The sequence below is a fragment of the Litorivivens sp. genome (genome assembly GCF_041624475.1).
In the GTDB taxonomy this organism is placed as follows: domain Bacteria; phylum Pseudomonadota; class Gammaproteobacteria; order Pseudomonadales; family Spongiibacteraceae; genus Litorivivens.
Map to the genome: position 1 here is coordinate 78,022 of NZ_JBFJUX010000004.1, position 13,456 is coordinate 91,477.

Genomic DNA, 13,456 nt, shown 5'->3' on the forward strand with positions numbered 1-13,456 from the left:
CGCAGGCTGTCAGTTCAGATCCTGCACCAAACGAAAGCCGACATGGTTGCTGCTGGTCAATGGGTCTCCGTGGCCGCGGGCACCAGGCCGGAAGCGAGCGCAATAGTCATCGGTACACATAAAAGACCCACCCTTCTGTACTTTTTCCCGCAGGGTGCCGTTAAGGTTTTTGGGCCCCCCTGGGTTGTCAGCGACCGGGGTCGAGCGAAACTGTGAGTAGTAGCCAGGCGAATACCAGTCACTGACCCATTCCCATACATTGCCGCTGACGTCATAGAGACCGTAACTGTTTGGCTCGTAAGAACCTACCGGGGCAGTGAAGGCATGGCCGTCTTCGCCAGTGTTGTTGTGTGGAAAGTCTCCCTGAAAGGTATTGGCCATTATTTTTCCGTCAGGTCTGGCGTTGTTGCCCCAGGCAAACTCGGCTTGGGATAACCCGCCGCGTGCCGCGTATTCCCACTCTGCTTCGGTCGGTAGCCGTTTCCCCGTCCACTCCGCGTAGGCGGTCGCATCCTCCCAGGCGATATGGACAACGGGATGGTTTTCGCGTCCCTCCAGGTTGCTTTCCGGGCCTTCGGGGTGTTTCCAGCTCGCTCCCGGAACGTAGCGCCACCACTGGGAATAGTTGCTCAGATTGACAGGGTGCGCCGGGGTAACAATCACCAGCGAGCCCGGTACCAGCAAGGCCGGGTCGACACCGGGGTAATCCTCGGGATTGATTGGTCTTTCGGCGACCGTTTTATAGCCGGTGGCATCGACAAATTTTGCAAAGTCGCTGTTCGTCACTTCTGTTGCGTCGATAAAAAACGGCGAAATTCGGACCTTATGCAAGGGCGCGGCCTCAGGCATCATGGGGTGCTCCAGCCCCCTGGTATACTCGCCGCCGGGAATATAAACCATGCCCTCCGGTGACTTCGGGCGGCTGTCACTACATGCGGTAATGAGCGCCGCCAGCAGCACTGCAACAATGATCAAGAACGGCTTAAAGGTATTGTCGGTCAACATGTGGAGCCATGTGTTAGCGTTATCAGTGAGATCAGTATAGTGCAGATCGGCCTGTTCTCGGCAGCTACCGAGCTCGGTAATCGATATAGGTCGGAGATTATTTAGCCGCGTAGCGCCGGGTCAAACAAAAAAGGGGCTACCTTGGCAGGCAGCCCCTTTTATGTATGGTGGGTCGTGCTGGATTCGAACCAGCCAATTGGTTAAAAGACAAGTTTTCCTAGTAATAATAAATATATTTAAATACCTTTATAAATTTAAAAAAACATTATAAGTAAATAAGTAATTGATATTTAATAATATTATATATATTACGATAAACTTAACATTAGATAAATAGAGTGGTTTCGGCATTCCGGCCAGCATCAGCAGCGCAAATAATTCAAAAATTCTAGTTATCGTAATAGACTGTGACAAGTTGCCCGGTTGGGGCTTGTGGCCGTTGCTGCAACAGATTCCCTCCCAAGCAGCCAAAAGGACAAAAGCAAAAGAGGCTACCGAATGCCAAGGCTCTTGGGCTGGAGAGAAGGTGCTGGAACGCCGCCATACTCGGCCGATATTGCTCTAGAGATAAGGTCGATAATTGAGCAGTTTCCTGATTTTTTTGACGGTTACCCCGGAAACCCGACACACAGGGAAAAGCTCGAAAGGGTCGCCCTCGCTCTTGAGCAAGCGGAGAGATATGAGCCAGACCGGCCAATAAGAAACGAGCACCGTTTAACGCTTTCAGCCAAAGACAGTCCTGTTTACGCCAGCCTCGACCCGGACCTCATGTTCGTCAGCGGGCCCGCTGGCGTGCGCCCCATACCGGACCAACTGCAGATAGAGCGACTCGGTCGGCTTCTTTTGTTGCTCAGTTTCTGCGGCGCCCGGCCGCTAACTCCCACAACCATCGAATCCATTGATATTTTCTGTCGCAACTTCCCGAAAGCGCTTCGATCTGGGCTGGGTCGAAAGATAAAGCCGCTAGAAAGGGCCAATATAAGTAGATACTTAGAAATACAGAACGATGCGGCCGCTTATATTAAAAAACGAGACTGGTCTGGGCTAAGTGTCTTTATCCGGTCGCTCGACGATTCCACTTTCCATGAGACTTGGCGAAATCGCGTCGAAAATTTGGACATCATCATTGGTGAGCTTAAGGCCATCCAGGAAGAGCGGCCAAAGCGAGAGGCCAGGCGCACGAAAACAGTAAAAGCAGCTCCATCAGAAGACGAAATCAAAGCAAGGCAGCGGAAAAAGCAGGCAGCTCGGGTTAAGGCGATTGTAGGTGAACACTCAATCCCGGGGCTGGAAGATCACCCCGAGGAAGCCCCGGAAACGGCGTCGATTTCAACACTTCCGGTGGATCCGGATAGCGATGACTGCCCCCCAACAGGGGCTATCATCACACCGAGGCCGGAACCTAGAACTGCAGACCTGCCTGAAAGCTCGCTGGAAAAGGTCTCAGTTCGGGGTAGCCAGCTTCGATTCAATTCCATCTGGAGCGGCCAAAGCGTCGAGGCACTCACCGCCACAGAAGCCCGCGTGTGCATGGAGGCGCTACTAGGATATAAAACCAACAGCGACGCTCATGAGATTGCGCGGGTTCTACTGATTGTCAGCGGCCTAACAAGCCATAAGGTCAATAATTTGCTCGTCGGATTTGGGCCTTCGTTCCCACACGATGAACCTGCGCCCAAACTGAGTCTGGCTATCAAGGGAAGCGATCTTGAAATAGAGCACGGAGTGCTTGGGTGTGAAGAGTTTGCTGATCTACCCGGCTCCGATGCTTTGGATAGGTTTGTTGATGGTGTATCGCAGACGGTTAAGGTCCGTGTAAATCTGGCAGAAATCACCCGCAGGCCGGAAATCCTAGCTCGTATTAAACGGATTGATAGCCTGCAATCTCCGCTTCTCGCAGAAATTATTGCAGGGGTGGGCACGCTCAAGCGGCACTTGAGGGAAACAGCAACCGATCGATTTACGATGCACCGCTGGCGGAGCACCATAGTTCAAGCGACCGTACAAGCCACCTCGGATCTACCTCTTGCACAGTTATTGTTGTGTGAAGATCTTGGCGTGAATGCTTCTGCCCAGCACTACATCGCTCGTGACTGCGAGCAAGTTAACCAGATGATGCGCGAGATTCGCCACGAGATTTGGGGAATCGAGCTAGCTGACGCCGTCAGCATCGCTGGAACCGAATTGATTGGGGCGCCTTGGGGAGGGCAGCGCCTTGATCCTATTCGGGAGGTTTCTAAAAGACTACAAAGTCTAGCGACAACTGACAAAATCGAGTTCGAGGGTGTCATTCCAGTAGAACATCACAATGCGCGGGTTGATTGGGTGGCCTGGCTGCTCATGATCACTACGGCGTCTAGAAACCATCGCGATTTTGGCGAATTAAAGCTCGATCAGCTCAGTCTGCCAAACGGACTGATTGTCTATGCCGACAAACCCGCGGACCCGAGCATTTATCGTAGATTGGCCGCTTTCCCTAAATTTGTTGCAGCTGAAATCGAGCGCTTACTTCACTACTACATCCAGCTGAGAGACTACACGCGCAGATTTAATGCGGCCAAGAGTGAGTACACGCTTTCGCTGGAGGTGGATAAAATCCTCAGTGGAAAAGCACCTTTGCTACTGAGGCTCAGCGATAAAGGGAGGGCTGGAAGCGACGACAAATATCCCAAAAAGACGATTCAGCGCGTCCCTTGGAAGGCCCGTGAATTTATTAACCGCTACCTTTCCGATGACTATCGACTCAATTTTAGCCGCACCCTTTTCTCCAGCCATGCCAGGCGACACAATCTACTCAACCCTCTGCTCATCGAGACGCAGTTAGGACATGTATTTGGGAAGTCGCTGTTCGCCAGCGACTCGGTTATCTCTCCGCTCGAATTTTCCAAGGCTCTCGAAGACCCGCTAACCTGCTATCTGCAACTCTGCGGGGTGGATACAACGCAAGTCTACTTAAAGCCATCTTACCGTTTGAAGGGGTTGAACCAAGTCTCAAGCATTGACGAGATATTTGAGGGCGTCAGGGAAACTAGAAAGAGTGATACTCAGCTGATAAGGCGGCAGCGCGGACTCGACTCGTCGTCAATGGAAGGTGAAAAAGCTCGCAAAGCGATTGCTGCTGAGCTGCGCAATCACCTCGGACTCACTGAAGATGCTGCTTTCCCAAAGGGTATTTCACTCAGTCAAGAAGAATGCATTCAATTATCGAAACGAGTGCTTACACAGGTATCTGGGGGTGAGCGAGCGCTGGTTTCAGCATTAAAGCAGTTTCGACACAGGCTCAAGGAGCTAAAGCAATCATATAACTGGAATATCGAATTTCCTCCGCCCATTTACTGGCATATACAAAGCCCGATCCAGGTTACGAAATTCCATCTTCAGGCTAAAGACCTAGTAGACAAAATGCAGCGGGAAATTGCTCAAAAGTTTTCGCAGGCACCTCCCGATAGACTGCATGAGATGACCGCCCTCTTTTTGGTGATGTGTGATTATTTGCCCTCCTTTAAATTGGCGTGGGAGCTACTTAACGCTAAACCGAAACCGTACCAGATAGACAGCTTCAAATGCTGGGCAGTAGATTTTAAGCTAAATAGTAAGACGGAGGACGTGATGGCGCGTTTTTTTCCGAAACCCGCTATCGCCGCTCTGGATAAAACCTTCTCATCTACCGTACCGGTTCCACCGCTCGTTGAGTTCTACCGAAACATCAATGGGCTTCTGCCCAAAAGCGTACGTGATCACCGTAAGTACAGCCGACGAAACCTCGAAAAGATAGAAAAACTCCTCGAAATATCACGCCTAATCAGCTGTCCGCAACTAATTGCCGATGTGGTGAGTGGGCGGCTCCTGCAGCGCGAGCTGCCAGCAAAGCGAGCAGCCGAGCTCTATTCGGGTGGGGGTAGCGCCGACATGCTGGAGGATTCCGGTAAGACCCTGAAGCGTACGCATGCGGAAAGACTGTCGGTTCGCAAAAAAATCGGGCAATTTGAAGAAGAAATTCCTCTGGTCAAAAGTCGTCTCCCCACGACTAACTCCCCCGGAGAGCGCCCCTGGCGTACGGCAAAAAAGGAGCTCGGCGAACTGTTAGAAGATGAGCTTCATCCAACGACTGAACTCTTGCTGAAATGGACATTTAAACTATTTGAACCGACAGCGAATCGTAAGACCGGCGGGAAGCTGCGCTTTAAGACAATACGTGACTACGTGACTGATACAGCGGATATTCTCGCCGCAACGCTGGGTAGCACGTGCATCTGGGATCTAGATGAAGAAGAGATACACGACTTAATAAGCGACTACCTCGGCCAGCCGGGTAAGGCGAGGGAGAAATCGCATGAACATATAAATCGCTTCTTTAGTGACATGCATGAGCTAGAAGATCTCCCGCTGCTTAGATTTTCCGGTGGTGGTACTACACTTGATAGTATCGATGCAGACGTCATTACTAATTCCGAACATCAATACGCTATTAAGCTTCTAGACGCGTGGCACAGCCAAGGCCAATTGACAACTGCCGAACAATCTGCATTAAAACAAGTATCCGCTTATCTCAATACGGCATCATCCACAGGCACAAGGCGAAGCGAATTACAGTTTTCAAAGAACAAGGACTTACAAGAAAATACCCACGTTTTAGCTATTCGGTATAACCGGACTCGATCACTAAAAACATCTGCCGCTCGGCGCTTACTCTTGCTTGAAAAAAACCAGCTGGCATGGCTGAATGCTTTGTTAGATGTCGATAGAGAGTGGCTCTTTAATGATATCAATAGAGCAGATTTGCGTTTTCAGGCACTTAGTTTGGCAACAGAAGCTCTTCGCCTGGCCTGCGGAAATCGTAGAGCAAGAATACATCGCTATCGGCACACGGTTGCAACCACGGCGTTACTTGAGGCCATGCGTGAGGACGATATCCTACATCGATGGCGCCGGACTTCCCAGCTATCAACCCAGCTTGGTCATACTACGTTGCGAACGACAGTGACACACTATACCCACAGCGCTCAAATTCTGTTCGCGTTAGCCTATTCTGGGGCGCGAGACCCAATCACCAAGAGAATGCTCGAATACTTTCAAAACACAGAGGACGTCCGTCGTATTCGGACTGGGGTAACTTTCCGAACCTTCACTCGTCGACTTTCTTGTGGTGCGATGTTGCCGAATACTTATACGAAAACATCTATCCATCCACTACCCGTCGACCTGTCACGGCGAAGACGTAGCAGCGTCCACAGTGCCATAGATCTATTTGAAAGCATGTTTCGCGGTAAGTCGGGTGCGAAGTTGATAGAAAGTGTGATGGAAGGTGAGGTGAAAACTCGCGTTCTAAAAGCGCTATCACGGCTACAGCACGAGACTAACTTTCAATCAGTCCCAAGTGGCGTGCTACAAAGCTGGATCGTTGGAGAGCTTATCCCTGCGAACCAACTCCCACGGCGCAACCTGCCGAGTTACGTTTTCAGAGAATGGCGACAACGTATTGAAGAATTGAGCGATGAGCACATTCTCAGTGCATCTAGTGAATTGATGGCTTTCGCTCGGGGAATACGCTGGTGCAGCCGGCCGGTTGTATGGAATTGTGCGCCTGAGGATAGCCCACGGGTCGGCCAGCTTATTGAATCACTTGGTCTGCCTATAGATGCAATCTCAGAAACGACAGCAGAAAACCGTTTGATCCTTGTCCTTAAGAGAGATGCCGCTACGCCCGCTAGTGCGGCAATAACGATTCGCTGTCTATTGCAACTTGCGCTTTCTCTCTCCGCCATTGCGGAGTCAAGAGTTAAATTTACAGCATAAGCACGTATTTTTTTGCCAACCTCGGTGAAACGGTGTTTTCGACCCGTTTCACCGAGGTTGTCCCCCGAATCCCGGAGTTATGCTTGGAGTAACTATATTCTCTCAGGGGCAGTCCATGGCGGAAATTCACTCGATATCGATAGTTCATAGCGATCTGGAGATCGTGAAAAAAGTTACCAAATTGATTATCTCACCATTTATTTTCCGCAATGATTTTACGGTTGCTTATCTCATAAAAACTGAACCTCGGAGGTCAGTCATAGAATTGGGCTATTCGGCGTTACTTACAGACCATTCAGCGCAATTGCTCATTGAAGAGACCATCCACAAAGTGCTGGGTAAGAAGATTCAGAGGAGGTCAAATTGGGCCGCGCTTGAAATAAACGTAAATGATGACAAATTATTGCTTCCGTCTGAGTGTGAGACTAAGGAGGAAAAAGAGTATGGTCTGACAAGAGTCGGGTCGGGTTGTTTTAGAAAAGGATCTCCGATAGAGAATGCAAGTAGATTGTATTCCGATATACATGGTAAGGAAAAGCCCGTTGAAGGAATGCCCCTTTGCGGAATCGTAGTCCGGGCAGCTTATGAGCAGGTGTTTACGATCCGAGAAATAGGCAATACGCTGACGCTGGATTCGGAAGAAGACGTTGAGAACTTTGTCGAGATCTTTTCGAGTATCAACGACTCTCTAGAGTTTTGCGTCGAGATTGAAACTATGCCGAAAGCCGAAAAGGAGAGGCTTAAGGATATACTCAGTGAAATCATAGCTCGCCTATCGAGCTAGCATGCGTCAGCGAGGAGGTCGAATGCGCATGTATGATGCTTTCCTAGATGTTAGTCAGAGTGTTTCTGTGTGTTTCGTTCAGTTTGTCCGTTGTGCCAAGAGTCGGCTATCTGGGCGAAGAGCCAGTTTCCTAAAAGCTATTTCTTTTGAATCCACAACAGACACAACGCAAAGCTCTTTCCCCTTTAAAGATCGGGACGGAATATTTAGGGATGGAGTTTCGATTTGCGAGGCTGGTCAGTGTTCGCTCTCGTCAAGAAATGCTGTTCGTAATCGGTTATTCGGAAAGGCGCTTGAGACGCTTGTTTCCAGTACGGCTCATAATGTCGGTGCCAGACAGCTTAGTTTTGGGTATAACTCGGCTAGATAGCGTATCTGCGACATGTTATGACGCTCGTGCGGTTATGCTTAACCAATTCATGCCCAAAAAACTCACCTTCAGTATGGTACTTTTCTCTAGGAGCCCCTCAAGGCGTATTTTCGGGGTGGAAGTTTGGAGCGGATTGTCGCTGTCACTGACGAACTAAATAAAGGAAGGCACTTCGGGGTTGCTAAATGCAGGATTTCGCAAGCACCGTCGACGCTTTATGATAAGGCATAATCCAATAAATCGGAGAGAGGCCGGTGGGGAAAACCGAGAAAGAAGGCGTAGACCGGAGAGCAGTCGCAATCAAAGCTGTATTTACGATATTAGACCGCTGGGGTATTCCAAAAGAGGACCGCTTGCCGTTATTGCATATCGCGTCAATGGATGAGCTAAACACACTGCCGCTGGAAAAGCTGGTGGTTTTTGTAACCATCCATCGATACGCACTTGGTCTTCTAGGGGAAGACCGCGCCTACCTTTGGATGACCAACCCCAATCGCGACTTTGATGGGAAGACTCCAGCTGAGCACTGCATTGAAAACGAAGGAGGCGCCCATGAGGTGGAATCATACCTGGCTAGGTTTGTGTAGGGTATATAAGGTGCTTTACGGCGAAGCCGGACGGCGAACCGCAGAGATATCGAGCGACCGAGGCCTGTCACTGGCCTTCCTTTGATTTAGGTGGATTAGTTCAGACCAGATCTGACACCTCTCCTTGAAAAAGTGAGGGTTACCGGTATTGATTGAAGGTGACTAAACCCGAAATCAACCGAAACCAAAGGTAACCCTCATGCTCCATACTAATGACAAGATTGTTAAACACAAGGTAGGTCTGCTCAATTTGGCGGACGAATTGGGCAATATCTTGAAGGCCTGCAAGATGATGGGTGTGTCACGAGATACATTCTATCGTTACAAGGAAGCGGTCAATGATGGCGGTGTAGAATCGCTGCTAGATCAGAATCGACGTGTTCCTAATCACAAAAACCGGGTCGACCCCACCATTGAGTCTGCGGTTGTCGCGTATGCTGTGGAAGAACCGGCACATGGACAGGTACGGGTCTCGAACGAGCTGCGCAAGCGTGGTGTCTTCGTCTCCCCAAGCGGTGTCCGGTCAATCTGGCTGCGGCATGATCTGGCCAACTTCAAACAGCGCCTGAAGGCCTTCGTGGATATTGGCCCATACCCGCCGCAAATTCCACGATCTGCATGTGGCCAATCAAAGCCAGATCACCGAACTGGCGCTGGAGTATATCCAGCAGCTTTACCGGATTGAGCGTGAGTTTAAAGCGTTGTTAGTACAAGAGCGTCAGAAGCAGCGGCAATTGCAGGCCAAACCGATCATAGATCGACTGCATCACTGGCTAATCGGCAATAGACAACAAGTCCCTGACGGCAGCGGCACCGCAAAAGCCATCGACTACAGTTTGAAACGCTGGGCCGCCTTGATCCGCTATCTGGATGACGGCGCCGTGCGTATCGACAACAACTGGGTTGAAAACCAGATCCGCCCTTGGGCTCTGGGGCGCTCGAACTGGTTGTTTGCGGGCTCACTGCGCAGCGGTCAACGTGCGGCGAACATCATGAGTCTGATTCAGTCCGCCGAGATCAATGGGCTGAACCAGCAGGCCTACCTGAAAGATGTGATGCAACGCCTGCCGACGCAGCGGGAGTCAAAGATTGACGACCTCCTGCCGCACAACTAGAAAGCCTGAGCAAGGTGGGTTGGCCGGACGCTTACGTCTAAGACACCAAACCCTGCCGCCGTCCACACCAGCTACGCGAAGCAGTGCGTCCGTGTGAAGTCTCGCAGTCCGTCAGTTTGTGTCGTCTCGAGGTAAAGCCACTTAGTTGCGGTGTCATAATTCATTTCCATCCGGACGGCGGGGTCAAACTGATACTGAATCGAAATTTATGGACTCCACCCCAGACAATGGCTGTATCGAGTTTTATGCTGAAAGCCATCGCCAGCTTCAGGCTCAAAAACCGAAGTGTTGGGAAAAAGTAATTTTTCCGTTTGGGCTTCGTCACATCTGGTGATTGCTCTGGATTCTCCTTTTGGCTAGTTTCAAAAGCCATTTCTACCGCGTAGTTCACGGAGGTGAGATATTGGAGGGCTCTGAGAGATCTGGAGTTTGTCCGGTATAAAGCTCATCGCACGTTCTGCCAATGCTGTGATGGTAAGGCTCGGATTCACGCCCAAGTTGGCTGACAATATCGAGCCGTCGATGACATAAAGATTACGGTAATTAAAAACCCGATTTCTTGAATCAATAACTCCTGTCTCCGGAGAATCCGACATTGCGCATCCGCCCATGCAATGAGCGGTTGTCGGTACATTAAAAGCGATTTCGGATAAGGAGCTTAGACCGATTCCTCCGGTGGCTTTGGCGGATTTTTCCGTGAATTCGTTGGCCTCAGGTATGAACGTAGGAATAGGTTCGCCTTCACTGCAGAGGTCTTTCTTAAAGGGCCAGAACCAGCGTCGCTTCCAGCGCATATTAATATGGCCGTCTATAGTCTGCATAACGAGAAAAATGACAGTTTCTCGTGAGAAGCGCCAGGGTAGCAGGCTTCGGATTCCCTTTGCGGGGTGACTTGCCAAGAGGCGAATCATTGACAGCGCCCAATAGAAAACGCGAACCCATCCTGCGCGTCCATGAGTCAGCACCGTGAACAAGCCACTCATCAAGTTAGAGCCATCGGGATAGCGGACTGCTTCGATGTGGGTGTTATGATCGATATAGATACCTGACCCAATGGCGATTCCCTTGGACAGATCTTTTCCTGTGCCGGGGTAGCGAACTGCCAGAATGGATTCGGAGTTCGTTCGTACGCGATTTCCTAAATCGTCAGAAATATTGGGGAGTGAGCCTTTCTCCTTTAGGTGAAATAATAGGCTCTGAGTGCCGAGTGACGAAGCGGCAAATATTACGTTCTTTGCAGTGAACTCAAATGATTGAGACGGCCAGCGTAAAAATGCGTTTTTCGCGCTCACCTTATAGCCCTTACTGCCATCAAGGGCTCCGCCCAGCGGGCGCACATCGACTACGCGAGTTTCAGAAAGGATCTCCGTGCCAAGTTTCTCTGCAAGGTACAGGTAGTTTTTATCTAGAGAGTTTTTTGCGTTATACCGGCAGCCCACCATGCATCCGCCGCAAGCGATGCAGGAGCTTCTCGCTGGACCCTCACCTTCGAAATATGGATCAGGGTACTCAGTGCCGGGATTGTCATCTTCGTTGCCGAAAAATATCCCCACGTCTGTATGATAGTAGGTGCTCTCAACGCCAGCTTCTTTCGCTAGGCTGTAAAGTAATTCATCCGCGGCCGCTGGCTGTTTATTCGTCGTAACGCCAAGCATGCGTTTAGCTTCTTCGTAGTACGATGGCATCACGCTTTCCCAATCATCCAGGCCGGCCCAGTTGCCGTTCCGCCAAACGCTATCGGGGGGCACTAGCAATGTTTGCGCGTACGTAATGGAGCCGCCGCCGACAGCGTTGCCATGTAAAATCATTACGTGCTTGAATAACCTAAGGCTAAGAAATCCTTTGAGGTTAAGCAGTGGTTTCCATAGGTAATCCCATACTTTCCAATTAGTAATGGGAAGATTTTCTGGTGACCAGCGTCTACCTTGCTCAATTACGAGAACCTTGTATCCTTTCTGAGACAACCGGTACGCACTTACGCTACCGCCGAACCCAGAGCCAATAATCAAATAATCGTAATCGAATTCGGTCATGCTATTCACTCGAAACTACAGGAGATAAAAAAGCCTCCTTTAGCCGGAAAACTTAATCTCCAACTAAAAACACGAGCCATCAAAGCTCGCGTCGAGAGGCGAAGGGAAGAAGACTTGACGAATGATTAGTGCTTAGATTTTATTTTCACCATCATTGACTCATACCCATGTACAAAGTTTGAGTGCACACGGACTGGCTTTCCTACAACATCGATGCTTTCAAACCGTTTAAGAATTTCCTCCCAGGTAATGCGAAGCTGCATTTCGCCAAGACGGTTTCCCATACAACGGTGAATGCCAAGACCGAAGGACAGATGCTGCCTCGCCCGCTGCCTGTCGACGATTACCTGATCCGGGTTTTCGATAATGCGCTCGTCGCGATTACCAGATATGTACCACATGACAACTTTATCGCCCTTTCTAATCTGCTTCCCGTTTAACTCGTAATCGCATTTAGCAACACGGCGCATATGGGCTAGAGGTGTTTGCCAGCGAATAATTTCCGAGACCATATTCGGGACAAGTTGCGGGTTCGCTTTGAGCTTGGCAAATTCCTCTGGGAACTCGTTCATAGCTAATACGCTGCCGGAGATCGAATTTCGAGTGGTGTCGTTCCCGCCAACAATCAGTAAGCCAAGGTTGCCCATAAATTCCGCCGGGCGATTTATCATGTCTCGCGTATCTTCATTGGCCTCAAGAAGACTGATCATGTCAAAGCCGGGTGCGCCCCCTTTTTCACGATGCGCCGCTTTTTGGTGCCAAAGTCGAGCAAAGGTTTCCACCATGTCTTGCAAAGCAGCAAAGCGTTCTTCTTTACAGGCGTTGCCTCCCGATAGCTCTGGTGCTGATGTAGCTATATCTGACCAGTAGACCAGCTTGTGGCGATCTTCATAAGGAAAATCAAATATCGTCGCCAGCATCTGGGATGTTAGTTCTTTGGATACACTGGAGACCCAATCAAAGCTCTCTCCAGTTGGAAGCTGATCAAAAATTTCACTGATTCGGCTTCTGATAAGATCTTCCATCGAGGCAAGGTTTCGAGGTGCAACAACAGCCTGTACAGCATTTCGTTGTTCGTCATGCTTGGGAGGATCCATGGAGATAAAATTTTCAAGTGGGATGTCCGCGTCAGGGTCGCCAATCATGATGAAGGGCTCAGAAGAAAACACTTCATGATTGGTGTCCACGGCAACAATGTCTTCAAACCGCGTCACCGACCAAAAAGGGCCGAAGGGGCTTTCCGGGAGATAGTGGACTGGGTCTTCGTCACGTACACGTTTGAAATAATCTTGCCAGCGATTTTGGGAGTATAGGGCTGGATCGCTCAAATCGATGGCTTCGAGGGGAAGCTCATAGGGGTCTGGCAGTGTTTCTTTTTGTCGGTCTGATTGGCTAGTCATTATTCTATGCCCTGTGTCAGTCACATTTGAAATTCAGGAAGTTCGACAACCAGTCCATTAAGTTCGTCATTGAGCTGCAGCTGGCATGAAAGTCTTGATCGTTCACAGCCTTCTGGCGTCATTTGCAGCATGATGGCCTCTGTCTCGTTCGGAGAGCCGACTTTATCAATCCATTCAGGTGATACGATGACGTGGCAAGTGCCGCAGGCGCAGCCCCCGCCGCAATCTGCGTCAATGCCCGGGACGCTGTTGTTGAGAGCCGCTTGCATCAAGCTGGCACCAGATTCTGCAGTGACTTCGTGCACTTCACCGCTGTGTTCAATAAACTTAACCTCAATCACAATGGCTCTCCTGTCTTAGGTTTGG

7 protein-coding genes and 2 pseudogenes are annotated in these 13,456 nt (G+C 50.1%); 5 read left to right on the plus strand and 4 right to left on the minus strand.

The window, feature by feature from the left end; genetic code table 11:
* Positions 1 to 9: 9 nt before the first annotated feature.
* Positions 10 to 1,005 carry a formylglycine-generating enzyme family protein gene (locus ABY734_RS06885; RefSeq protein WP_372778254.1) on the minus strand — a complete coding sequence of 332 codons (996 nt, stop codon included), beginning with the start codon at positions 1,003 to 1,005 and terminating at the stop codon, positions 10 to 12.
* A gap of 432 nt (positions 1,006 to 1,437) precedes the next feature.
* Between ABY734_RS06885 and ABY734_RS06890 the strand changes: the two genes are divergently transcribed.
* The 5 genes and pseudogenes from ABY734_RS06890 to ABY734_RS06910 form a co-directional block, all read left to right on the plus strand.
* Positions 1,438 to 6,801 (plus strand): hypothetical protein, encoded by a 5,364-nt coding sequence (locus ABY734_RS06890; RefSeq protein ID WP_372778255.1) that lies wholly within the window; start codon positions 1,438 to 1,440, stop codon positions 6,799 to 6,801.
* A gap of 115 nt (positions 6,802 to 6,916) precedes the next feature.
* On the plus strand, positions 6,917 to 7,585 hold the full coding sequence (locus ABY734_RS06895; protein ID WP_372747127.1) for a hypothetical protein: 669 nt from the start codon (positions 6,917 to 6,919) through the stop codon (positions 7,583 to 7,585).
* 624 nt (positions 7,586 to 8,209) lie between these two features.
* Positions 8,210 to 8,542: an antitoxin Xre/MbcA/ParS toxin-binding domain-containing protein gene (locus tag ABY734_RS06900; RefSeq protein WP_372747128.1), complete on the plus strand. Its 333-nt coding sequence runs from the start codon at positions 8,210 to 8,212 to the stop codon at positions 8,540 to 8,542.
* 199 nt (positions 8,543 to 8,741) lie between these two features.
* A pseudogene (locus ABY734_RS06905) lies at positions 8,742 to 9,116 on the plus strand (helix-turn-helix domain-containing protein); the annotation flags it as partial.
* Positions 9,117 to 9,126: 10 nt separating this feature from the next.
* A pseudogene (locus ABY734_RS06910) lies at positions 9,127 to 9,657 on the plus strand (transposase); the annotation flags it as partial.
* Positions 9,658 to 10,019: 362 nt separating this feature from the next.
* On the opposite strand, the gene ABY734_RS06915 reads toward ABY734_RS06910, so the two are convergent.
* From ABY734_RS06915 to ABY734_RS06925, 3 genes are all read right to left on the minus strand, one after another.
* Positions 10,020 to 11,690: a GMC oxidoreductase gene (locus ABY734_RS06915; protein ID WP_372747129.1), complete on the minus strand. Its 1,671-nt coding sequence runs from the start codon at positions 11,688 to 11,690 to the stop codon at positions 10,020 to 10,022.
* A gap of 125 nt (positions 11,691 to 11,815) precedes the next feature.
* Positions 11,816 to 13,090, minus strand: coding sequence for a cytochrome P450 (locus tag ABY734_RS06920; RefSeq protein WP_372747130.1), 1,275 nt, complete (start codon positions 13,088 to 13,090; stop codon positions 11,816 to 11,818).
* A 20-nt stretch (positions 13,091 to 13,110) separates the two neighbouring features.
* Positions 13,111 to 13,431, minus strand: a complete 321-nt coding sequence (locus ABY734_RS06925; protein WP_372747131.1) for a 2Fe-2S iron-sulfur cluster-binding protein — start codon at positions 13,429 to 13,431, stop codon at positions 13,111 to 13,113.
* Between the last annotated feature and the right edge of the window lie 25 nt (positions 13,432 to 13,456).